The sequence below is a fragment of the Cognatishimia activa genome (genome assembly GCF_017798205.1).
GTDB classification, from domain to species: domain Bacteria; phylum Pseudomonadota; class Alphaproteobacteria; order Rhodobacterales; family Rhodobacteraceae; genus Cognatishimia; species Cognatishimia activa_A.
Map to the genome: position 1 here is coordinate 1,801,460 of NZ_CP060010.1, position 23,430 is coordinate 1,824,889.

Genomic DNA, 23,430 nt, shown 5'->3' on the forward strand with positions numbered 1-23,430 from the left:
ATGCGCGGGACTGTGTCTATTATCCCAGCAAACGGCGGGCGATCACCTGCGCCTGGATCTCGGCCGCGCCCTCAAAGATATTGAGGATGCGGGCGTCACAAAGGATCCGGCTGATGGTGTATTCCAGCGCAAAACCGTTGCCGCCGTGGATCTGCAGACCATTGTCCGCGGCAGCCCAAGCCACACGCGCGCCCAGGAGTTTCGCCATGCCCGCTTCTAGGTCGCAGCGGCGGTCGTTGTCTTTTTCCCAAGCCGAGAAATAAGTCAGCTGGCGCGCGATCATGATTTCCACTGCCATCATCGCCAGTTTGCCGGCAACCCGTGGGAATTCGATCAAAGATTTGCCGAATTGTTTGCGGTCGATTGCGTATTGCATCGAGACATCCAGCGCCGATTGCGCCACGCCAACAGCGCGGGCTGCGGTCTGGATGCGCGCGCTCTCAAAGGTCTGCATGAGCTGCTTAAAGCCCTGACCTTCTTCGCCACCCAAAAGGTTCTCGCCTTTGACCTTAAAGCCATCAAAGCTGAGTTCGTATTCCTTCATGCCGCGATAGCCGAGAACTTCGATCTCTGTTCCGGTCATGCCTTCGGTTGGGAAGGGGTTTTCGTCGGTGCCAGGCGTTTTCTCGGCGATGAACATTGAGAGGCCGGTGTGGTTGATGGTGTCAGGCTTGGTGCGCGCCAGAAGGGTCATGATCTGAGTGCGGGCGGCGTGGGTGATCCAGGTTTTGTTACCGGTGATCTCCCAATCGTCGCCGTTCTTCACAGCGCGTGTGCGCAGGGAACCGAGGTCGGACCCTGTGTTTGGCTCAGTAAACACAGCGGTTGGCAGCACTTCGCCGCTGGCCAATTTCGGCAGCCAATGTTGTTTTTGCTCTTCGGTGCCGCCACAAAGGATCAGCTCGCAGGCGATCTCTGGCCGTGTGCCCAGAGACCCCACACCGATATAGCCGCGCGAAAGTTCCTCGGTCACAACCGCCATCGAGGCCTTGGACATGCCAAAGCCACCGTATTCCTCGGGCAGGGTCAGGCCAAAGACGCCCATATCTGCCAGTTCCTGGATGGTTTCCAGCGGGATCAGCTCGTCCTTGAGGTGCCATTCGTGGGCATGGGGCAGGACTTTTTCGACCGTGTAGCGGCGGAATTGCTCGCGGATCATTTCGAGCTCTTCGTCCAGACCCGAACCGCCGACGGTGAGGTTGGCCGATTGTTCTTGCATCAGCTCAACCAGACGCAGACGCGCGGCTTGGCTGTTGCCTTGGTCACAGAGCGTCATGACCGCTGGGATCATCAACCCGCGCATTTCGTCCTGTGTCAGACCCATGTCCTGCAGGCGGATGATCTCGCCCTGGCTCATGGGGATGCCGCCATAGATCTGCCAGAGGTATTCGCCGAAAGCGATCTGGTGGATCAGCTGTTCAATCTCGCCGAATTTGCCCTCGGACTGCAGCTTCTCCGCCCAGCCTTGCATTTGTTTGAGCGATTGCGCGTAGGTCGCAAGCCACGCCAGCGCATGGGCGGCGGTCTGGTTTTCCTCGATTTTGCCGCCAGAGACGCGGCCTTCGACCGTGACCATCCCGCGCAGTTTTTCGGTTGCGGTGTCGACCAATGCATCCACCGGGGCAAGCGCCGCGCCGGTCAGATCCAGAAGATCAGAAATCAATGCAGATTGGGTCATGTCGAGGTCCTGTCCGTCGTGCGCCATGAATCATATCCTTTGTTATGCTGCAGTGTGACATATCTATTATGCATCTGCAGCGCAATTAAAATACGTCAAGAGCATTAAATGAATAAAAATGTTACGCGACGAAATTTTGCACCTTCCCTTTAGAGATCGACTTTCAACACGCCGCCCGGGTCTTTGGCGCGGGATTGGCAGAGGATGATCTGGCTTTCGCGTTGCTTGTTGGAAAGCACGAAATCGCGATGCTCGGCCTCGCCCTCAAGCAAGCCGCATTTGCAGACGCCGCAGATGCCGTCAGAGCATTTCACATCCACATGAACTCCGTTTTCAGCCAAGACATCTGTGGCGACACGGTCGGCGGGCACGAGGATCTGACGCCCGTCGTTCAGTTCCAGCGTGAAATCATGGTTTTCATAATCGGGCTGCTCTGGAACGTTGAAATATTCCAGATGCCGCGCCTCTTCCGGGAACCCTTGGCGCTCGGCCGCTTGCATCACGCCGTCCATGAAGCGATCCGGCCCGCAGGTATAAACGTGCCAGCCGTCCTGATGGTCCTTCAACACCGCATCCAGATCGGCGCGGGTGCCTTCGTCTGAGAAATGGAAATGGACTTTGTCGGCCCATGGGAACCCTGCGAGATCGTCAAGATATCCGGCCGAGGCGCGGCTGCTGCAGGAGTAATGCAGCGCGAAATCAGCCCCAAGTGCATGCAGTCGGTGCGCAAAGGCGATCATCGGCGTGATGCCGATGCCGCCGCCCATGAGGAAGGTTTTGGTGGCGGTTTCGTCCAGCTCAAAGTGGTTGATGGGTTTGCTGACAAAGACGCGGCGGCCTTCGGTAAAGATGCGATGCAGGAACTTCGAGCCGCCACGGCCCTCGTCCTCACGCAACACGCCGATTTCATAGGTGCCGCGGTCGGCGGGGTTGCCGGACATTGAATATTGACGCAGGAACTCTGGCGCGACGACCACATCCAGATGCGCGCCTGCGGTCCATTCGGGCAGGGCACTGCCGTCAAAAGCGGTGAAGACGTACTTGGTGACGTCAGACGTCATCTTCTCGACCTTGGCGATTTTGGCCATGACGACGGGGCTGTCAGCGTCGATGGAAAAGCGGTGGATGTGGGCGGTTTCGCCCTGGGCGGATTTCGCTTTGTAGTCCTCCGCGGAAATCATCGCCTCATAGGCTTTGATGCCCGCCTCGCGGTCCATTGGGAACGGGTAGGGATGTGGGTGGGGCGCGAGCATGGCGGGGTAGACCGCGAGCGTTTGATCTTCGTATTTCAGGTCCAGATCAGTCTGTAGGTCGCGGCGGTTCACGGGCTCATCCGTCGGATGATACCCTCCGTCTTCGCCGAGTTTCAGGTCCCACCACCATTTCTTGGTGTCATTCAGACCACCCCGTTTCATGCGGTCATCCAGCTTGGCGAGCATCGGCGCGGCGGAGGGGATATTGGAGGCAGCCCAGCGGAAAGGGGCCTCGGCAAAGAGGCCTTCGAGATTCCAGGGGCAGGTCTTCATGCAACGTCCGCACATGGCCCCGCCTGGGGTGGTGATGCGGTAAGTTGCGCATTTCTGGCTGTCGGATTTCCAGATCTCATAGCCGTTGAACATCAGTTTTGGGCCAGCCGTGATCGCGCCAGAGGGGCATTCGCGCGCGCATTTGTTGCAGTTCTCGCAGAAGTTCTGCAGGCCAAAGTCGATGGGTTTGTCGTGCGTCATTGGCATGTCAGTGGTGACGACGCCGGACTTGAGGCGCGGGCCGAGATATGGGTTCAGGATGACTTCGCCGATGCGCGAGACTTCTCCGAGGCCTGCGAGCAACAGTAAGGGGGGCTGGAGGACCTCGCCGTCCATCACGGTGTGGGCTTTGGCCTGATAGCCGAGGTTGCGGATCTGTTTGGCGATAACGCCGCCCAAAAGTGAAAACCGCAGATAGGCGCGCATCGATTGGGCAACGGCGATCCAGTCGTCGCCGGAAGAGCCCTCCATGGTCTCATAGCCCTGGTCGATGATCATCGAGATCGCTTGATCCTGCGTCGGATGGATCTCGGCCCCTGTGGCGTCGTGGCTGTACCAGGTCCAGTCGGGGCATTCGGAAATGCCGACGGCGTCGACGCCGAGGAAATAGCTGGCGGCCTTGATATTCGCGGCATTGCGCTGGGCGTCTGTGGGGCGGGAGCCGTCAGGATTGGCGGGGCCGTCTTGTAGCAGAACAAAGGCCCCCAGCGCGCGGCGTTGCGCGATCGAAGGCGCGGCCTTGCGGGCGTAGTAGCCACCCTTTGCATTGTCCTGCAGTGTTTTGCCCATGTCGCCGAACTGCGCGCGGGCGAACATGTCGGCGCGCTTGGGGACGCGGGCGACATTGGCGCGGTCGATATAGGTGGTTGGCTCATCGACGCGTTTCAGACGTTCGAATGGATGCGGGCCGTCGGCAAAGTTGCGTTTCTTATATGGGTCGCCGTTCAGAGCCCCCTTGGCGTGACCTTTGCCCAACCACCAGCCGGGGCCTTGGGTGGACCAATAGGGCTGGGCCTCCATAGGGGCGATGGGCACATCGATGGTCAGATCAAGCGCGCAGGTGACCGCTGCGAGGCCGAAATTGCGGCCGATCCAGGGGGCCGCAATGCCGTCCCCGTCGACGTAGCCGAGACCCGCAGCGACAGCGAGCGTGTTGAGGTCTACGTCCGAGGCAGTGGCGGAATGGGATTTGGCCGAGACGCCAAGAATGCGCAGGTAGTTCCCAATAACACTGGCGGTTTCATTGGCGCGCAGGGCGGCGCGGTGGTGGAGCGCATCCTTGAGCCAGTCCACGCCCGGTTCCTCGCGGATATCGCGGGGGTTTTCATAGAGGAAAACGATGGCGTGCGTATGGGTGTCAATGCTGCTGGGTTTGGCTTCTATACTGTCGCGCAGATCGGCCATGATGGCGTCGATGCCAGCCGCCAGAGTCTTGGTCTGGCGGGTGCGCAGGTCCTCAGAGAGGCGCGCGACGCCGGGGTTCACGCGGGTCTCGGAAAGATGTGCTTCACTTGGCAGGCGGCAGATCCCCACCATAGAAGCGTCGTTGAAATAGCCAAAAGATTTCAAGTGGTTCGCGCGCTCTTCAGGGTCCGTTGGGATACCGCTTTTGGCAGGGTTCACCAAGCCATCACGCAGGGCGTCAAGCATAGCTTGGTATTCGTCCATCGCGTTTACGATGCTCTCGGGCATGTCAGGGCGCACGAAGGACAGGGGCTTCATCGCGGGGATTTTGGCGAGGTTCGCGGCCTCGACCCTCGTCAGTTTTTCAAGCGGATAGGGCCCCAGATGGACGGGCCGTTTCTTGTCAGAGAAAAACCGAACCGTCATGCCGCATATCCTTCTTCACTGGCCGCACGCCATGGTTGCGTCGGCTCCGCTACAAGGAGGACTGTAGTGGAAAATTAACGGTTTAATAGACCCTTTGGTCAAAAGTTCTGGTGATGATCCACTGGCAGCCCGCTTGGCACCGTTTCAGGCACGACCGACGCCTGTGCTGCGGCTTTCTCGCCCGTGAGAGCGCCAAGAAACGCGACCAACGCGTCGATATCGTCTTCGCTCACCTGTTTGAGCGCGATATCCAGAACGCCTGCCTGCCGCGCCATTTCGAACCGGTCGTTTTGGATCATGAAGTCAGCGGCGCGGAACCAAGGCACGTCGGGCAAAACCAGATCGCTGCGTTGCCATGTGGCGCGCCCCTTTTCCGGGTTCATGTGATGGCGCACCATTGCCTCAAGTGTCGGGTAGGCGCCGTTGTGGCCGTAGGGACCGGTCAAAGCAACATTGCGCAGCATGGGTGTGCGGAACCGGTAAGCGTCGGCCAGGCTGTCGCTTTCCCCCATACGGCCGACATCGCGGTTGATCAGGTCGAATTTTCGGGTGCGTCCGGGGCCAAAGGCAGGCAGGCCGAGAGCGTGGAACCCTTGGTCCGACAGCAGGCTACCAACGTGGCAGTTTGAGCAACCGGCCGTGCCGAAGAAGAGCTCCATGCCCTCGCGCTGCAAGCTATTCAAAGCGGTGGAATCACCCGCGAGATAGGCGTCAAAGGGGCTGTCGAAACTGGTGAAGTCTTGGATAATAAAGGCAGAAATCGCATTTGCAATTTCGACCATCGTAACGTCCTCAGCCGTGTCGATGTTGTCATAGGCAGCCACAAAAGCCGCGCCATAGGCCGGGATTGTCCGCACACGTTTCGCAAGAATTGGCCAGACATTGTCGATCCGGTCAAATCGCGCGCCGACGACTTCGTTCTCGCCGGTATTGCCTGCCATTTCGATCTTGGAGGTCACGGGGAACATGGCTTGCGCCGCGAGGATGGTCTCAAGCCCCATGGGCAGCCATTCTTCGGCGGGCGTGTCAAAGCCGTTTCCGTAAATGTCGTCAACGCTGATACGGCCATCATGCATCACAACATCGATGTCTTTGTGGCCCAGATTCCAAAGCGCGGGTGCATTGCGTGGCACGCGCCGGATGACGGGGTTTTCACCGGTTTCGGACACGCGTTTCGGACCCAATCCGACCCCACCTTCGCCGAGTCCCAACGACAACCCATCTGAGGTTCCAAATGCCGGATGATGACAAGTTCCACAGCTAATATTTCTGTTCCCCGACAATATTTTATCGTAAAATAACAGCCGACCGATCTCGGCCTTTTCTGGCGAGTGGGGGAGGAAATCTGACGCGGTCAGAGGCTCTGGAAGATCTGAGGAAAAAACCGGGCCTGCCAGAAGGGCTGACAGCGTAATTGGGAGTAGACGATGAAGAAACATGTGCTTGCTTTGATGCTTTTGGCGGGACCCGCTTTTGCCGATCTGGAGACCGCGCGGGACCTGATGGAAGCGGGCGAGTTTGAAGCGGCGCGCGAGATGTTCTTGCCATTGGCGCGCTCTGGGAATGCGGACGCCGAGGAATTGATCGGCGTTATGTATGCGATGGGTCTTGGTGTTGAGCGCGACGATCAGCGGGCGTTTGAATGGTATCTGCGAAGCTCGCTTAAAGGACATCCCGGCGCGCAATCCGGTATCGGATGGTACTACGAGATCGGTCGCGGCATGCCCGCGCCGGATTTGGTGCGCGCTTATATGTGGTACACTTTGTCCGCCATCGGCGGCGATCCCGACGCGGCGATTAGCCTTGAAGAGGTGGTCAAAAAGATGACCCAAGCTGAGATCGATAAAGCGCATATACTCGTCGAAGATTACAGAAGTTGGATGTACCCGCTTCGTTAATTCTTTACGAAAAAGCCTTCATGTACAGGCAAATATGCGTGTTTGCCTGTACTTTTTTCACTTACGCAGCGACCGAGTTCCCAACCTTCTTCGCGTAGCGTTTTGGTTTGCCGGTTTCCGGGTCAATAATGGTCTCAACCGAGTACTGGCAGATGTATGCACGACGCGGTTTGTCGGTGGTGTTTGGCCCGGACCGATGCAAAGTTTCTGACGAGAAGGCGACGATCGTGCCAGCGGGGCACGTCATGGCCTTGCCGGGATCTTCGCCGGAATATCCGTTGAGCTCGTTGCTTTCCTCAAGCCATTCATGAGGGTCGAGTCCCGGAGACTCATTAAGATTCCTTGGCAAAACATAGACGCAGCCGTTTTCTTCGGTCGTGTCATCAAGGGCGATCCAAATCGTCAGATAGGCTTTGTGATCAAACCCCACATAGGCGCCATCCTGATGCCACGCAAAGCTGGCACCGGTGCCCGATCCCTTAACCACGAACTGTTCATTAAACAGCGTGCCAGAATCGCCAAGGCAAGTTTCATTGATCTTTGCGATTGTGTTGCCCAGCAGAAAGGCCTCGAGTTCGGGAAACTCTTCGTGGCGGTGTGCAAGAAACCGGCGCGCGGATCCCAGACCGATTTTATGTTTGCCGCTGTGCCCGCCGTCGTCGATTGGTTCGTCCAATAGTGTCTGACAGCTTTGAAGCAGCATTGACAGCTCGGCGTCGGACAATGCGCTGGGGAAAACCGCGTATCCGTTTTCGCGAAATGACTGATGTGTAGTGTTCATCATGTTTCTCCTCTCTCATATTGCAAAATAGCGCACGAATTTGATTGTTCTTTGCGAATTTAACCAATTACATTGCATTTATGGTCGATATTGCCGCACACCCGCTTATCGTTGTTGAACCAGGAGCTGCGATTTGGAAGCGCTCCGATCAGCCGGGCCATGCTTTCCGTCCGCAACGCCACGCTGAGCTTGTGGTTCTCTTGGCGACGGCTGGACACGCCAGCTATTTCATCGACGGAAATATAGTAGATTTGACGTCAGGCACGTTGCTCTGGGCGCTTGCGGGGCAGGCGCATTTCCTGATGCAAGATTCCAGTGATTTTGACATGTGGGTGCTGTTGATCTCTGACCGAGTTCTGACCAATGAGCTGCGCAAGTCTCCTCTATTTCCGCCTTTGACGAAAGATGATCGCGGAGGGGCGCAGTTTGCGCGCGTACTAAGTGGCGCAGATTTGGACGCATTGACGAGATTGGCCGGTCTGGTGAAAGAGACAGCGGATCCCGAGGCGCAAAGGGTTGGCTTTCAATGGTGGATGACGCGCGCCTGGACTGCTTGGCAAAATGCGTCGACGGGAAAACGGCGCGCTGTGCATCCTGCCGTGGATCAAGCCGTTTTATCGATAGAGACGGATGTGACCAAAAGCTGGGAGGAGGTTTGCAAACCTATCCCGCTCAGCCCAGGTCGCCTGGCGCGATTGTTTAAACAGCAGACCGGGCAATCACCTTTGGAATTTCGCAATGAGCGGCGGTTACAGCGGGTAGACGATCTTATGAACTTGACCAACCCGCCGGACTTGTTGACGGCCTGTCTTGATGTCGGCTTCGGCAGTTACTCTCAGTTTTTTCGCGTCTTTCGAGACCTTAGAAATATGTCGCCCCGAAGCTATTATGCTCCGGGGCGACACGAGATTTTGTCAAAAGATGTGAACGATTAGTTCAGGTCTTTTGCACGTCCTCCGTTGATGTCTGCTTCTGCTTCAGCAACAGCTGCGGTCAGAGCGTCAAAGATTTTCTCGCCACCCTGAACGTTCTCTTTGAACCAGTCGTAAACAGGTGCCGCAGCGTCTTTGAAAGCAGCTTTCTCTGCTGGGGTTGGAACGTAAAGGTCACCACCACCGGCAACAAAGTCAGAGTATGCCTGAATGGACTTACGCTTAGGAGATGCGAAAGTCGCCTGTTGCAGTGCGTAGAAGCCGTCAACAATAACAGTTTTCAGATCATCTGGCATGCCCATGAAGGTTTCGTTGTTCATCCACCACAGCGCACCCATGTAGGCGTGGCCGTCGAGAGTCACATACTGCAGACCCGCATCTGGGAATTTCATGCCCATGATGTCGGTGATGCCGTTTTTGGACCCTTCAACAACGCCGGTCTGGAAAGAGGTGAAGAGCTCTGGCCATGGGATAGGCGTTGGGGATGCACCCAGTGCACGCACCAGTTCCTGCGGCAGGTCGGCCACAACAGTCCGGATTTTCAGGCCTTCCATGTCGGAAGGATTCTGAATGCGGCGCTGCGTGTTTGCGAAGTTACGCCAGCCGCCGGTGTTGCCGATGGTCATCAGGCGGATGGTTCCACCGGAGTCTTCCAACGCCATGTCACGCATGGTGCGTGTGAAATCGCCAGACATGACGTGCTCTGCAACACGGTCGTCCGCCATCAGGTAAGGCAGGTCGAGAACCTGAACATATGGGAACAGGCCTGCTGCACCACCGGAGGTCGAGATGTTGATGTCGATGGTGCCATCAGAAACACCCTGCAGACATTCCGCACCGTTGGAGCACAGCTGAGTACCGATGAACAGTTCGACTTCAATCGCGCCGTTGGATGCGGCTTCGACATAGTTTTTAAAGACGATCAGACCGTCATAGTCTTCGTCGTTTTCGTTGGAGTTGGCTGTTGCACGCAGCTTGTAGTCTGCGGCCGTCGCCGTCATCGCGGTGCCTGCCAAAAGGGCAGAGACAGCGATCGTTTTGATCATAGTTTTGAGCATATAGTTACCTCCCATGAGCTCGAAGTACTTGTTAATTCAGAAAGCCGGTCAGACGCGGAACAGTCAGCGAAATCGCGGGTACAAAAGTGATCAAAAAGATCACGAAGATTTCCACCGCAAGGAAAGGCAGGATCGCCTTTGCAATGGTGGCCACCTTTTCTCGGGACACCGCCGCGGCCACGAACAACACGAGCCCCATGGGCGGTGTGGCGAGGCCAACGGTCAGGTTAACGGACATGATGATCGCAAAGTGGATCGGCTCGACGCCAAGGCCCAGGAAGACGGGGCCGAGGATTGGGCCTAGGATGATGATCGCAGGGCCTGCATCGAGGAACATACCCACAACGAACAGAAGAAGGTTGATAAGGAACAACAGAAGCAGCGGGTTCTCGGTGAGCGTCAGGATCCATTGCGCCAAGAGCTCCGGTGCGTGGCTCAGGCTGACGACGGTTTTGAACGACATCGCCGCGCCAACCAGCAAAAGGACAACCGCAGAGGTGATGCCCGCGCGGGTCAGAACGTCTGGCAGCTCACGGAACTTCAGCGTGTTCAGAACAAAGAGCCCGATGACCAGCGCATAGGCAACGGCAACGGCTGCGGCCTCAGTCGGGGTAAAGACACCACCGAGGATGCCGCCCAGAATGATGACAGGTGTCATCAGCGGGAAGAAGGCTTTCAGAGACGCCTGACCCCGTGCTTTCCAGGTGTATTTCTCTGTGGCGACTGGGAAGTCATAGCGGTCGGCCATGACCTTGATCATCAGCATAAGGCCAACGCCGACGAGGATGCCGGGCACAATGCCTGCAAGGAACAGAGCGGCGACGCTTTCGCCCATCACATAGGCATAGATGATCATAATGCCTGACGGCGGAATGATCGGACCGATGACCGAGCTCGCAGCGGTGATCGCCGCTGCGAAACGGGTGGTGTAGCCCTGTTTCTCCATCGCGGGGATCAGCATGGAGCCAAGCGCCGAGGTGTCTGCCACTGCAGAGCCTGACAGCCCTGCAAAGAGCATAGAAGACAGGACGTTGACGTGGGCAAGGCCTCCGCGGAAGTGACCCATGAGGGCCTGGGCGAATTCGACCAGACGCAGGGTGATGCCACCGCGGTTCATAAGCTCTCCGGCCAGCATAAAGAAGGGGATCGCCATCAGCGGGAAGCTGTCCATACCGTTGTAGAGGTTACGGTATAGCAGCGTGATATCCCGTTCCTGAGCGGCCAGCCACAAAAGCGCGCCGGGGGCTGCCAAGAGGCAGAAGAACACCGGCAGGCCGATCAGGAGGAGGAAAAGAAAGACGGGTAGGAACCAGAGCAACATTATTCAGCACCTCCAGACACAGGGCCGCCAATGACGGGCAGGCTCTCGCCTCCGCCAAAGAGAGAAATCACACGACGCAGGATCAGCTCGACATTGACGAGGATCAAAAGCACGACGCCGACGAACAAGGACAACATCATCCAGCTGCGCGGCACGCGGTACCATTCGTCAAAGCCAAGTGAGGTTGGGACATAGAGCGACGCCGTTGCAAAGCGACCGCCGAGGCCGTTGACCTCTTTCCAGCCAATCTGGACGGCAAAGATAAGCACGACCAGACAGACCACCAAAAGGATGATCTGCAAGAGTTGCAGGGCTTTGGAGGGCAAGAGCGAGTCAATCACATCAATCGCCACAAAGCCTCCGCTACGGAAGGCTGTGGGTGCCATGAGGCCGGTCATCCAAAGCATACAGAACCGCGCGGCCTCATCAGGCCAGGGCAGCGCGTTGTTGAGGATGTATCGGAAAAAGACCTGGATCAGGATGGCAACAACCATCGCCGCAACAGCGACAACGCCGATGCCACGACCAATGCGCAGCAAGAGGTCGTTGATCACCTTTAACACCGTGGCCAAGGCCAGCAAGAAACTCATATTTTTTACCTCCCACGCAGCCTTAAGGGGGCCGCGACCCCTAGTCGTTTGTCGAGAAGACTCCCATTTTTCCTTTGAAAAACCCAAGAGCCTCGCCGTCGCCGCGCATCGTGGCGCGATCGATGGATCCCAGAATGATCGTGTGATCTCCGGCATCTATGGTTTGGACTTGGGTACATTCGAACCGCGCCAGACAGCCGTCGATCAGGGGCGCATCTCCCTGATTGAACGTCAAATCCATATCGCGCAGCCCATAGGCGTCTTTCGCAATCGCCCAGCACAGATCAACCTGATCTGCGGCCAGAACGTGAATGGCATAGTGTTTTGCATTCAGAAAATGCACCGCCCGCCGAGAGCCCTTGTCTGGCGACCAAAGCGCCAAGGCAGGATCCAGCGAGACGGACGAAAAACTATTGGCGGTGATCCCGATGGGGCCATCTTCGGTCATGGCGGTCACGATGGTGACTCCGGTGACAAACCGACCGAAAGCATCGCGCAGAAGGCGCGTGTTGTCCGCGTCTGGAACAAAGCTTTCCTGAGTTTCGGTTTGCGTCATGACGTTCACGGAACCTCCTTGCCGAGTGCGGCCTCATAGAGAGTGAACCATGCTTCGCGGCTCAAAGATACTTTCATCGCATCAGAAATGGTCTTGATGCGATCGAGATTGTTCGTACCCAGCACCGGCAGAATGTTCGCAGGGTGGCGCAAGAGGAAGGCCACGGCAACGGCCGCCCGATCCACGCCGACCTCGGCGGCAATCGCGTCCATGCGTTTCGCCAGATCGCTGTCCTGCGTCATCAGCCCGCCGCCGCCCAGAGGGGACCATGCCATCATAGGCTGGCCATTCTTTTGGTGGAACGCGATGTCGCCATTGGTGAAAGGTGAGATTTCTGACAGAGAGATTTCCAGTTGGTTGGTGACAAGCTTATTGCTCATCGCCGATTGCAGCAGATCCCAGTCCCACGGGCGGAAGTTCGATACGCCGACGCTGCGCACTTTGCCTGATTTTACCAGATCATCCAGCGCCGCGCCGGTCTCCTCGTGATCCATCAGCGGATCCGGGCGGTGGATCAGCAGCAGGTCGATGTGATCAATGCCCATACCCTTGAGCGACTGGTCGACAGAGGCTTCGATATGGGCACGAGATGTATCGTAATATTTGACCGGCGCATGGGACCAACGGCCAATCGGCGCGATGATGTCGCATTTGGTGACGATCTCCATCCGGTCGCGCAGCGCAGGGTTGGCGCGCAGGGCACCGCCCAGGATCTCTTCGGCGCCATAGTCGCCATAGATATCGGCCTGATCAAAGGTGGTGATACCTTGGTCCAGACATGCCTGAATTTTTGCCTCGACATGGGCTGGCGAGGTGTCTTCGACATCGCCAATGCGCCACATGCCATAGACCAGTCGGCTGAAGCTGAGATCAGAAGTGAGGGATACGCGATCCATTATTTGCGCTCTCCTACGCCCAGTGGCGTTGCAGGTGTGGATGCCGGAACGCGGCCATAAGCCTCTGGCATCGAACAGGTTTTCAAGTGTGGCATGACGAGTTTGCCGAAATATTCGGCTTCGTCAATGTGTGGATAGCCCGAGAAGATAAAGGCGCGGATGCCCATCTTTTGGTATTCTTCGATCTGGCTTAGGACTTGATCTGCGCTGCCGACGAGGGCCGCTCCACAGCCCGAACGCGCGCGACCGACGCCAGTCCAGAGGTTTGGTTCCACATAGCCGAATTTATCTGCCAGCTCGCGCGCCTTGGCTTGGTGTGCCACGCCCAGCGAAATGCTGTCATGCGCACGGTCACGGATCAGTTTGCCGTATTCGTCATCCAGCTTGGATACGATGTATTCTGCGTATTCCCGCGCCTCGGCCTCGGTGTCGCGCACGATCATGTGGACGCGCAAGCCGTAGTCCAGCGTGCGGTTGTACTTTTCGGCCACAGCGTTCACATCTTTCATGCGCTGGGCGAGGTTTTCTTTGGGCTCGGGCCACATCAGATAGACGTCGCAATGCTGACCGCAGAGGTCGAGCGCCGCAGGGGAGTAGCCGCCAAAGTACAGCAGAGGACCGCCGGTCTGATATGGCTTGGCCGGATCGGTGGTCAGGCCTTCGAAGTTATAGACTTCGCCTTTGTAATTGATCTCGTCCTGCGTCCAGGCCTGTTTCAGGATCTCGACCACTTCACGAGAGCGCTGATAGCGGAAGCCGCTTTCGGCCACTTCACCGGGGAAATCCGAGCTGATGATGTTAACGGTCAGACGCCCCTCAAGCATGTGATCGAGCGTCGCAATGGTGCGCGCCAGCATGATCGGTTGCATTTCGCCACAACGCACAGCGGCGAGCAGGTTGATCTTGTCCGTGATGGGCGCGCAGCCTGCCACAAAGCTCAGAGTGTCCTGGCCAACTTGATAGGAAGAGGGGCATAGGATGTTGCGAAAGCCCTGTGCTTCAGCGGTCTTCACGATGTCAGAGCAATGTTTCCAGGACGACCGCAGGTCGCCATTCGGAACGCCCAGAAACTGATAATCGTCCGAGCAAAGTGCTGAAAACCATGACACTTCTGCGGCGTCTAGGTCTGGCGACGTGATGGGGACGACGGTCATTGATTCCTCCGAAGGCGAGCAGGCATTTTCATCTTGCATAACCAGCGCTTTGATGTAGATCAATGGTGTATCAATTTTTTTTGTTAGCGGTAGCGCGGTCACATGACGTCCATCGGCGAAGCAACAGCGATCCCTCTTTACTTGCAGATCAGCGAGACTCTGATCCGCGAGATCGGCTCTGGCCGACTAGAGGATGGCGCGCGTCTGCCGCCTGAACGCGCGCTTGCCGTTCGGTTCAACACAACCGTCCGCACGCTGCGCAAAGCCCTGTCAGAGCTCGAGAAAAAAGGCCTCTTGGAGCGGATCCAAGGGTCTGGAAACTATGTGCGCAGCAGGGATCAGGTCCTCAGCATCTATTCGATGCTGCGTCTGGAGCTGCACGAGGGCGGCGGGCTGCCGACGGCGCAGTTCCTTTCGGTAGATGAACTCAGAAAACCTTCAGACTTGCCGGATTTCGGTCGCAAGGGCTGGGGCACGCGATTCCGCCGGTTGCGGTTCATGGATAAGATTCCAGTTGCGGTCGAAGAGATTTGGCTTGATGGATCCGCCGGTCACGTGGATCCCAAACAGGTGCAGGATTCGATGTACCGCTACTATCGCTTGGCGCTGGATGTCTGGATCAGCCGCGCCGAGGATCGAGTGGCGATCGGAACCGTCCCTGATTGGGCACCCGAAGCCTTCGGGAAAACCCACGGTGACATTACAGGATATGTAGAGCGGTTGAGCTGGGCCAAGGATGACGCCCCCGTTGAGTTCTCCCGCACTTGGTATGACCCAGACAAAGCACTTTACGTGCAGCGTCTGACTTAGGAGCAAGAATGTCTAGAACGACACATTACGGAATCATCGGCTGCGGCATGATGGGCAACGAACATATGCGCAATATTGCGCTGTTGCCGGATGCCAAAGTCTCTGTGATTTTTGAGCCCGACGCGGGGATGCGCCAGGCGGCGCAACATGTTGAACCCGATGTGGCTTTCGCCGACAGCATCGAAGATCTGCTGGCCTTTGAGAATTTAGATTGCGTGCTGATCGCCAGCCCGAATTTTCGCCATGTGGAACAGCTGGAGCTAATGGCCGAAAAACGCGCTTTGCCGGTTCTTGTGGAAAAACCGCTCTTCACGGATCCGGCGGATGTCGCGCGGATGGATGCGTTTATTGCGAACTACCCCGCACCGGTCTGGGTTGCGATGGAGTACCGCTATATGCCGCCGATTGCTGCCTTTCTGGAGGCGGCCGATGAGGCGACTGGCGGGATCAAAATGCTGACCATTCGCGAGCATCGCTTCCCGTTTTTGCCAAAGGTCGGCAACTGGAACCGCTTCAACGCCAAGTCCGGCGGCACCTTTGTTGAGAAATGCTGTCACTTCTTTGATTTGATGCGTTTGACCATCGGGGCTGAGCCCGTGCGCGTGATGGCCTCGGGCGCCCAAGATGTGAACCATCTGACGGAAACCTATGACGGTGCGGCCAGCGATATTCAGGACAACGGCTATGTCATCGTTGATTTCGATAATGGCGCGCGCGCGATGCTGGAGCTCTGCATGTTTGCTGAAGGGGCAGAGTATCAGGAAGAAGTCTTTGCTATTGGCCCCAAAGGCAAGGTCGAGGCGCAGGTGCCGGGGCCGGGTCGGTTCTGGCCTGCGCATCTGGGCGATGCCCCTGTGCCGAAACTTGTGATCAGCCCGCGTAACCCCAAGGGGCCTGAAGTGCGGGATATTCCGGTTGATCCTGACATCCTTGAGGCGGGCGATCACAATGGCTCGACTTTCTATCAGCACCAAAAATTCCTCGAAGTGGTGCGCGGCGAGCGTTCCGAACCCGAGGTCAGCTTCAACGACGGCAAGATGGCCGTGCTGATGGGCATGGCGGCCCAGCTCTCGATTGCCGAGCAACGGGTCGTGAAAATGAGCGAGATGCTCTAAACAAAGTTCAGAGGCCCCGCGGGGCCTCTTTTCTTTTATGAAGTGTCGCTTTCTGCAATCAGATTTCGGGAATCTACAGGCTTAATCAATCGTTCGTTCGCATGATCTCTGTTAAAAGGAGAGCCATATGAACGCACCACTTCAACGAGGCCGTGGCGGTGGACGTGCCGCCCGCCGGGCGCTGCGCACAGCCGTAAATTTCGACATGCTGCCGGGTTTGACCCGCAAGATTCCCCTTTGCGAAGTGATGGATGGCGCGCAGGTCGAAGCGATTGACGCGGCCTCGATGGATATCCTTGAGAACGTTGGTGTGCAGTTTCGCGACGAAATCGCCTTGGCAGATTGGAAACGTATTGGCGCCAAGGTCGAAGGAGAACTGGTCTATCTGGATCGCGGCCTCGTACGCGAGTTGATTGCCTCGATCCCGTCGGAATTCACCTATCACGCGCGCGATCCGCAAAAGAATGTTGCCTTGGGCGGTAATGCCTCGGTCTTTGTGCCGATGACAGGCGCGCCCTTCCTGCGAGACCTCGGCGATGTGCGCCGCAACCCGACGCTGGATGACTTGGCGATGTTTCATAAACTCAGCCACATGCTGCCAGCGCTGCATTCCTCGGCCCACCATATTGTCGAGCCCTATGATCACCCGATCAGTCATCGGCATTTGCGGATCACATATTCCTCGATGAAGCATTCCGACAAGATGTTCATGGGCATGACCACCAGCCCCAAGAACGCCGAAGACGTCATGGACATGTGCGCGATCCTCTTTGGTGAGGAGTTTATCGACAGCCATCCGGTGACGACGGGCAATTGCAACGGCAACAGCCCGCTGGTCTGGGATGAAACCATGCTAGGCGCGATGCGGGCGTTTTGTAAGCGGAACCAGCCTGTGCTGTGTTCGCCCTTCGTCTTGGGAGGTGCCAATACGCCAGCCTCTGTGCCTGCGACGGTGGCGCAGCTAAACGCTGAGGCTTTGTCGGCTCTGGCCTATACGCAAGTCATCCGCAAGGGCGCACCGGCGATCTATGGGCACTACCTGTCGACGGTCTCTATGAAGTCCGGAGCGCCTATGGCGGGGACACCGGAAATCAGTTTGATGAATTTCATGATCGGTCAGATGGCACGCTACTATGATGTGCCTTGGCGGACCTCCAACACTTTGGGGGGCGCGAAAACCTTTGACGCGCAGGCAGGCTATGAAAGCGCCACGACTCTGCAAGCGGTGATCCATGCGGGCGCGAACTACATCTGGCATTCCGCCGGCTGGAATGAGGCCGGCATGCACTGTTCCGTCGCAAAATTCATCGTCGACGCCGAGCAATGCGCCATGGCCTATCGCATGGCCGAAGGCCCGAAATGGGGTGACTTTGATGCCGCTTTGAAAGCTGTGCCGGACGTTGGGCCGGGCGGGCACTATCTTGGGCATCCGCACACGCAGGACAATTTCCAAGAAGCCTTCTTCATGCCAGAGCTCTTTGACAACAACTCAATCGAGCAATGGGTGGCCGAAGGCGAGGTCGAGATCACGGAACGGGCCTTGGGGCATGCGAAAAAACTCTTGAGCGAGTATCAAGAGCCGACGCTGGATGTGGCCAAAAACGAAGAGCTTCTGGACTATATCGCCCGTCGTGAACGCGAGATCCCGGCAGAGGATGCGCTGAACCAAGATTACTGATTTATGCCTTCGGCGGGGATATTTTTGGCAAGAGAAAGATCGGTTTCATCTTGCCCAAAAAATACTCATCTTTGCGTACGGCTATTCACTGCGCGCGCGATGTTCTTGCCAGCGCAACACGGCATTGGCGCCGATCTGGCGGAAAGGCTGAGGCGGCAGGCGGCTTGGGCGATCTTCTGACGTGAAGTGCTTTGTGATGTCTGATGTGACGCCACAAGCCAATTCAGCTGCTCCAATGCCGGTCAGCGTGCCACGTGCAGTGCCTAGACCATTCTGTACACAGGCCGAATAGATCCCATTTTCGACCTCGCGCATGACCGAGACTCCATTCATGGAGAGGCAGAGATGCCCGGCCCAAACGTGCTCCATTTGGAGGCCTGCAAGTTGTGGAAAGCGGCTGTCGAATTTGCGCTGCATGACGCGTGCAGCCCGAGCCATGTCGCGTGGCGAGGGTTTGGAGTTGGGCTTTAGCATCGCGCAGGTGCGCGTCACGATGCGGTTGCCTCCTTGCGCCGTGTCGATCCGGCGCATTGTCGTACCCATAGGGTCTGAAGGAGTGATACCCCATCGGCTTTGACCACCAAGTTTCGCGAGGGCTTCGTCATCCAGATCCGGCGTCATCGAGGCATAGAGAAAGATTTGCATGAGACGGCCTTTTTCAAGGCCAAAGCTTTCTAGATGACCGTTCACTGACAGAATGACTTTGCCGGTCGAAACCAATCCGCCCCGCGTTTTGACCACCCAAGCGGTGGCGTCTTTTGCGATGTCGACCACGGGGGACTGCTCATAGATGTCAACACCATCGCCGCGCAGCCCATCTGCAAGGCCTCGGATATAGCCAGCGGGTTGCAGCACAACTGTGCCCGGTGTGTAGAGACCCGATTGATAGTGCGCGCTGCCGGTGAGGTCTTTCATCTGTTGCGCGTCGAGCGCTTCTGAGGTTTCGCCCAAAGACGCCAAATGCGCCGCGTAGCTGTCGTTGTGCGCTTTGGCGCGCGCGCTGGCGGCTCCGTTTACCTTGCCGCATTCGTCAAAGAAATTGCGGTCGATCTGGTAGTCTACGACGGCCTCGCGCGCGAAGGAAATGGCCATGCGGTTCAACCGGATCATCGCTTTGTCATCACCGCTGCCGGCATAGTCATCCGATGTCAGATCATGCGGCAGGTCTATCATAAAGCCAGAGTTCCGCCCTGCCGCGCCTTCAGCGATGTGCCCAGCTTCGAGCACGACGATCGAGGCGTCTGGTGCAATTTGTTTAAGACGGCGCCCGGCGGAAAGGCCGGCGAAGCCGCCGCCGACAATGACGAAATCCGCAGTCTGCGATCCGCTCAATACGGGTCCGTATGTTTGTGGGCCAAGGATGGTATTCCACGCCGCCGGGCCTAAGTGGACCGGCAGGCGTTTAGCGCGATACGCCATCAGTCGACAGCTTCGTCTTCGTCGTCAGACAGGTCGATCCAGATGGTCTTGAGCTGCGTGTATTGGTCATGGGCGTGAACAGAGTTGTCGCGCCCGCCAAATCCTGACTGTTTATAGCCACCGAAGGGGGTCGAGATGTCTCCTTCCCCAAAGCTGTTGACCGTCACCGTACCCGCCCGCAACTGCCGTGCGCCACGGATGGCGCGCTTGGCGTTCGCAGTGAAAATCGACGCACAGAGCCCGTAGTCGGTATCGTTGGCGACAGAGATCGCTTCGTCCAGACCCGAGATCTCGATGACCGAGAGGATCGGTCCAAAGATCTCTTCACGCGCCAGACGTTGATCGTTACCCGAGATCTCGACCATCGTGGCTTCGACGAATGCGCCATCATGGGATGCGCCTCCGAAAATGACCTCGCCTTCGCCCAAGTAGCTGCAGACTTTGTCAAAATGCGCTTTGCTGACCAGGGCCCCCATGCGGGTTTCCGGGTTCAGAGGGTCTCCGATGTTCCATTGCTGGGCGTGATGCGTGATGCGTTCGCAGAGCTCGGCTTTGACGTCTTTGTGGACGATCAGGCGAGAGATCGCAGAGCAGTTCTCGCCCATATTCCAATAGGCACCACTGACGATATGCTGTGCCACGCGGTCGAGGTTCTCGGCGTCATCCATGACGATAGCCGGGTTCTTACCGCCCATCTCCAGCACGACCTCTTTGGCGTTGCTTTCGGCGGCATAGGACAGGAAGCGTTTGCCTGTGGCTGTGGAGCCGGTGAAAGACACCATGTCGATATCCATATGCCGCCCGATAGGTTCGCCGACCTCAGCGCCGCCGCCGGGGAGGATGTTGAGAACGCCCGCGGGTAGGCCTGCTTCGGAGGCAAGCTCTGCGAGGCGTAGCGCGGACAGGCTGGTTTCCTCGGCAGGTTTGACGACCACAGAGCAGCCCGCTGCTAGCGCAGGGCCGATTTTCCAAGCCAGCATCAGAAGCGGGAAGTTCCAGGGTAGAACCAATCCAACGACCCCGATGGGTTCGCGGACGACCATCGCGATGTGGTCATCAGAGGCAGGGGAGACCTGATCGTAGATCTTATCAATCGCCTCGGCGTGCCATTTGATGCAGTGGATGCTTTCAGGGATGTCCACGGTGGCGCAGTCATAGATGGTTTTGCCGCTATCGAGACTTTCGATCACCGCCAGTTCGTTCTGATTTCGCGTCATCAGTTTGCAGAGACGGATCAAAACGTTTTTGCGCTCGGACGGAGGCATTTTAGACCAGCGCCCGTCGTCAAAGGCTTCGCGGGCCTTGGTGACGGCAAAGTCCACGTCCTCAGAGCCATAGGCTGCGATTTCGGTAAGCGTGTCGCCGTTGGCCGGATTGGTCGTTGTGAAGGTCGCACCCGTAGCAGCAGGTCGATAGCTGCCATCCACAAAGCCCGCGTTCGGCAGCGTCAGATTGTCGGCGATGGATTTATATTCTGCATGTGTGAGCAAGTCGGCCATAGCTTATTTCCCCGCCTTAATATCTGCGATTGTGGATTTGAGAACGCGTGTTACCTGTTCCAGCGCGCGTTTGTCGTCTTTGTTCAGACCCTTCAGAGGTGCGCGCATCGCGCCGGCGTCGATGCCGTTCATGGTAACGCCATGTTTGATGGTCTGAATGAATTTGCCACCCTGCTCGAGCACCCGCATCAGAGGCATCATGGCGGACATGATTTTGCGCCCCTTGGCAAAGTCTCCTTCGACAACGCAGGCCTCATAGAGGGCCACATGTTCTTCGGGCAGAAAATTGGACCCGCCGCACACCCAGAAAGGCGCGCCCCAGGCAAAGAACTCTAGCGCCTGATCGTCCATGCCGCAGCCGAGTTGGATATGCGGGTAGTCGCGCGCCAAAAGGTGGACGCGGTTGATGTCGCCCGAGCTTTCCTTGATGCCGCAGAAGTTGCGAGACCGGACCACGCGGTCCAGGAACTCTTCGCCCATCATCGTGCCCGTGCGGTGTGGGTAGTTGTAGAGCATCACTGGCAGGTTCGCGGCCTTATCAATCGCCAAGGCGTTTAGCGCGTTTTCGCGGTCGGTCGGCACAGCATAGGGCGGCGAGGCCAAGAGGATCGCGTCGGCACCCATCTCGCGCGCGGCGGTGGCAAGGGCCACGGAATCCGCGGTGAGCATCGCGCCTGTGCCAACAACCAGCGGCACCCGGCCGTTGATGCGGTCCTTGGTGAACTGCGCCAGCTCGACACGTTCAGCCACGGTCTGGGCATAGTTCTCGCCCGTGGAGCCGCCGGAAATCATGCCGTGCACGCCATGGGAAATCAAAAACTCAATCACCTCGGCCAGCGCGTCCCAATTGGGCATGCCATCGGCGTGGTAGGGGGTGACGACGGGCGTATAGATGCCGTCAAATCGGAAGATTGGGGTCATTGGGTCCTCATGCAGGCATTTGTGGGGGAAGACTGCCAAGCGGCACGTCCAGAGCGTCCGGAAAAACGAAGAGTTCGATCTGATTGCGCGAAAGGTTCCAGTGGTCGATGGCGAGTTGCGCGGCGGTGTCAGCGTCCCGCGCCTCGATGGCTTCGATTATGGCGTCATGTTGGCGGCTGGCCAGTTCACGCTCTTTGCTTAAGGCGCTGGCGGAGGGATTGTAGAAGGTGATGCTCAGGCGCGCGTGATCGATCAGAAGCCGATTGAACGAGGGCTGCAGATAGATATTGGCGGCCATCTCTCCGGTGATTTCATGGAAGCGATTGTTGGTCAGCGCACGATCGGCCGCATGGCCTACGTCGAGTGCGTGTTTGAACGCGGATTGTGCGTCTTTCAGCGCGGTGATCTGAGCGCGCGTGGCATTGAGTGCAGCCATACGCAGGATCGCACCGTAGACCATGGGGGCGGCCTGAAAGAAGCCGCGCATCGTCGCAAAGGACATGTCGGATACGCGCGCACCTCGGTTGGGTTGCAGCGTTAAATACCCTTCGCCTGCCAGTTCACGCAGTACTTCGCGCAGTGGGGTGCGCGAGAGGCCGAACTCTTGCGCGAGCTGCGCCTCATCCAAATCCGCACCCGGTGCGAGCGACGTCGTGAGGACCGCGGATCTTATGTGATCCGCGAGCGCGCGTTTGGGGCTTTTGTCTGTGTCAGGCATCTTGCATTTCGTCTTAGGTTGCGAATCTTGTATTTGCGAAATATACAATATGTATACAAAATTGCGACCCCGTTCCAGAAATGACCGACACGCCTGTTCAACGTTTCACGTTTATCCTTGTAGAAGAGTTCTCTCATCTCGCGTTTTCCTGCGCCGTGGAACCGTTGCGCATTGCCAATCTGGTCAGTGGCAAGACGCTTTATGACTGGCAGTTGATTTCCGAAAACGGCGAGACAGCGACCTGTTCAAATGGCACTGTTTCACTGGTGGATGGTGGGCTTGAGGACATTCAGAGCAGTGCACGGCTGTTTGTGCTGTCTGGTATCCACATGAAAAACCATGTCACCTCAAGCCTGCTGGCGGTCCTGCGTCGTCACAGAGCCATGGGCACGCCTTTGGGGGCTTTGTGCTCAGGGGCGTGGATCCTCGCAGAGGCGGGCTTTTTGGACGGCAAAGAGGCCTCGATCCACTGGGAGTATCACGACAGTTTCAGCGAAGCCTTTCCGGACGTGAATCTGGTGCGCAACGTCTTTGTGGCGGATGCACCGTTTTTGACGGCTTCTGGGGGAACCGCGGCGGCGGATCTGATTTTGCATCTGATTGAGGCGGAGCACGGAGAAGAGCTGGCGCTCGCCGTGGCGGACCAGATGGTTTACAACGCTGTGCGCGCGGCGACCGCCGAGCAGAAAGTGTCGCTGCAGTCGCGCAATGGCATCCGAAATGCCCACCTGGTGAAGGCGATCACGATTATGAAAGAGGGGTTGGAGACGCCAGTGTCCCCGACCGTCATCGCCGAAGATCTGGGTATTTCGACACGGCAACTTGAGCGTCTGTTTGGCAAGTTCCTGAACACGTCTCCGAAGAAATACTACATGGAGCTGCGTTTGGACAAAGCGCGCAATCTTTTGGTGCAGACCGATCAATCCATAACGGATGTGGCGTTGGCCTGCGGCTTTGAGAACTCGGGACATTTTTCGCGGGCGTATCGCACCGCTTTTGGGCATGCGCCCTCGTTGCAAAAATCAAAACTCACTTAGGTTCCGTGGGCGG

General features: G+C 57.5%; 20 protein-coding genes. 6 read left to right on the top strand and 14 right to left on the bottom strand.

Annotation, left to right across the window (positions count from 1 at the left end; genetic code table 11):
• Nucleotides 1–19 precede the first annotated feature (19 nt).
• The 3 genes from HZ995_RS08795 to HZ995_RS08805 all read right to left on the bottom strand — a co-directional run bounded on the left by HZ995_RS08795 (nucleotide 20) and on the right by HZ995_RS08805 (nucleotide 6,473).
• Complete coding sequence (locus HZ995_RS08795; RefSeq protein WP_209355303.1) at nucleotides 20–1,705, bottom strand: acyl-CoA dehydrogenase family protein; 1,686 nt, start codon at nucleotides 1,703–1,705, stop codon at nucleotides 20–22.
• 122 nt (nucleotides 1,706–1,827) lie between these two features.
• A complete protein-coding gene (locus tag HZ995_RS08800; RefSeq protein WP_209355304.1) occupies nucleotides 1,828–5,034 on the bottom strand; it encodes a reductive dehalogenase in 3,207 nt (1,068 codons plus the stop codon).
• 98 nt (nucleotides 5,035–5,132) lie between these two features.
• The gene (locus HZ995_RS08805) at nucleotides 5,133–6,473 is read right to left on the bottom strand and encodes a cytochrome-c peroxidase (RefSeq protein ID WP_209355305.1); all 1,341 of its coding nucleotides are present in this window, start codon (nucleotides 6,471–6,473) and stop codon (nucleotides 5,133–5,135) included.
• Here HZ995_RS08805 and HZ995_RS08810 point away from each other — a divergent pair.
• Nucleotides 6,462–6,932 carry a tetratricopeptide repeat protein gene (locus tag HZ995_RS08810; RefSeq protein WP_209355306.1) on the top strand — a complete coding sequence of 157 codons (471 nt, stop codon included), beginning with the start codon at nucleotides 6,462–6,464 and terminating at the stop codon, nucleotides 6,930–6,932. The genes HZ995_RS08805 and HZ995_RS08810 overlap by 12 nt on opposite strands.
• Before the next feature lie 61 nt (nucleotides 6,933–6,993).
• Here HZ995_RS08810 and HZ995_RS08815 read toward each other — a convergent pair whose 3' ends face one another.
• On the bottom strand, nucleotides 6,994–7,716 hold the full coding sequence (locus HZ995_RS08815; RefSeq protein WP_209355307.1) for a phytanoyl-CoA dioxygenase family protein: 723 nt from the start codon (nucleotides 7,714–7,716) through the stop codon (nucleotides 6,994–6,996).
• A 41-nt stretch (nucleotides 7,717–7,757) separates the two neighbouring features.
• Between HZ995_RS08815 and HZ995_RS08820 the strand changes: the two genes are divergently transcribed.
• Complete coding sequence (locus tag HZ995_RS08820) at nucleotides 7,758–8,648, top strand: AraC family transcriptional regulator (RefSeq protein WP_209355308.1); 891 nt, start codon at nucleotides 7,758–7,760, stop codon at nucleotides 8,646–8,648.
• Here the strand turns inward: HZ995_RS08820 and dctP are convergent.
• From dctP to HZ995_RS08850, 6 genes are read right to left on the bottom strand one after another with little or no spacing between them, the layout of a single operon-like run.
• Entirely contained in the window at nucleotides 8,645–9,703 is a 1,059-nt protein-coding gene (dctP, locus tag HZ995_RS08825) for a TRAP transporter substrate-binding protein DctP (RefSeq protein ID WP_209355309.1), read from the bottom strand. The genes HZ995_RS08820 and dctP overlap by 4 nt on opposite strands.
• A 31-nt stretch (nucleotides 9,704–9,734) precedes the next feature.
• Nucleotides 9,735–11,024, bottom strand: a complete 1,290-nt coding sequence (locus HZ995_RS08830; protein ID WP_209355310.1) for a TRAP transporter large permease — start codon at nucleotides 11,022–11,024, stop codon at nucleotides 9,735–9,737.
• Complete coding sequence (locus tag HZ995_RS08835) at nucleotides 11,024–11,614, bottom strand: TRAP transporter small permease (RefSeq protein ID WP_209355311.1); 591 nt, start codon at nucleotides 11,612–11,614, stop codon at nucleotides 11,024–11,026. The genes HZ995_RS08830 and HZ995_RS08835 overlap by 1 nt, the downstream gene beginning before the upstream one ends.
• Before the next feature lie 40 nt (nucleotides 11,615–11,654).
• A complete protein-coding gene (locus HZ995_RS08840; RefSeq protein WP_209358220.1) occupies nucleotides 11,655–12,170 on the bottom strand; it encodes a flavin reductase family protein in 516 nt (171 codons plus the stop codon).
• Nucleotides 12,171–12,175: 5 nt separating this feature from the next.
• Nucleotides 12,176–13,066 (bottom strand): aldo/keto reductase, encoded by an 891-nt coding sequence (locus HZ995_RS08845; protein WP_209355312.1) that lies wholly within the window; start codon nucleotides 13,064–13,066, stop codon nucleotides 12,176–12,178.
• Nucleotides 13,066–14,220 (bottom strand): LLM class flavin-dependent oxidoreductase, encoded by a 1,155-nt coding sequence (locus tag HZ995_RS08850; RefSeq protein WP_209355313.1) that lies wholly within the window; start codon nucleotides 14,218–14,220, stop codon nucleotides 13,066–13,068. Before HZ995_RS08850 ends, HZ995_RS08845 begins: the two co-directional genes overlap by 1 nt.
• A gap of 102 nt (nucleotides 14,221–14,322) precedes the next feature.
• Here HZ995_RS08850 and HZ995_RS08855 point away from each other — a divergent pair, with 102 nt between their 5' ends.
• From HZ995_RS08855 to HZ995_RS08865, 3 genes are all read left to right on the top strand, one after another.
• Nucleotides 14,323–15,030: a GntR family transcriptional regulator gene (locus HZ995_RS08855; RefSeq protein ID WP_209355314.1), complete on the top strand. Its 708-nt coding sequence runs from the start codon at nucleotides 14,323–14,325 to the stop codon at nucleotides 15,028–15,030.
• An 8-nt stretch (nucleotides 15,031–15,038) separates the two neighbouring features.
• Nucleotides 15,039–16,145, top strand: coding sequence for a Gfo/Idh/MocA family protein (locus HZ995_RS08860; protein WP_209355315.1), 1,107 nt, complete (start codon nucleotides 15,039–15,041; stop codon nucleotides 16,143–16,145).
• Nucleotides 16,146–16,272: 127 nt separating this feature from the next.
• Complete coding sequence (locus tag HZ995_RS08865; RefSeq protein ID WP_209355316.1) at nucleotides 16,273–17,823, top strand: trimethylamine methyltransferase family protein; 1,551 nt, start codon at nucleotides 16,273–16,275, stop codon at nucleotides 17,821–17,823.
• An 81-nt stretch (nucleotides 17,824–17,904) separates the two neighbouring features.
• Here the strand turns inward: HZ995_RS08865 and HZ995_RS08870 are convergent, their stop codons facing one another.
• The 4 genes from HZ995_RS08870 to HZ995_RS08885 are packed head-to-tail and all read right to left on the bottom strand — an operon-like array spanning nucleotide 17,905 to nucleotide 22,380.
• Entirely contained in the window at nucleotides 17,905–19,245 is a 1,341-nt protein-coding gene (locus HZ995_RS08870; RefSeq protein ID WP_209358221.1) for an NAD(P)/FAD-dependent oxidoreductase, read from the bottom strand.
• Entirely contained in the window at nucleotides 19,242–20,741 is a 1,500-nt protein-coding gene (locus tag HZ995_RS08875) for an aldehyde dehydrogenase (RefSeq protein ID WP_209355317.1), read from the bottom strand. Before HZ995_RS08875 ends, HZ995_RS08870 begins: the two co-directional genes overlap by 4 nt.
• A gap of 3 nt (nucleotides 20,742–20,744) precedes the next feature.
• Entirely contained in the window at nucleotides 20,745–21,662 is a 918-nt protein-coding gene (locus tag HZ995_RS08880) for a dihydrodipicolinate synthase family protein (protein ID WP_209355318.1), read from the bottom strand.
• A 7-nt stretch (nucleotides 21,663–21,669) separates the two neighbouring features.
• Nucleotides 21,670–22,380, bottom strand: coding sequence for a GntR family transcriptional regulator (locus tag HZ995_RS08885; RefSeq protein WP_209355319.1), 711 nt, complete (start codon nucleotides 22,378–22,380; stop codon nucleotides 21,670–21,672).
• Nucleotides 22,381–22,460: 80 nt separating this feature from the next.
• Here HZ995_RS08885 and HZ995_RS08890 point away from each other — a divergent pair, with 80 nt between their 5' ends.
• On the top strand, nucleotides 22,461–23,417 hold the full coding sequence (locus HZ995_RS08890; RefSeq protein ID WP_209355320.1) for a GlxA family transcriptional regulator: 957 nt from the start codon (nucleotides 22,461–22,463) through the stop codon (nucleotides 23,415–23,417).
• The last annotated feature ends 13 nt before the right edge of the window (nucleotides 23,418–23,430 follow it).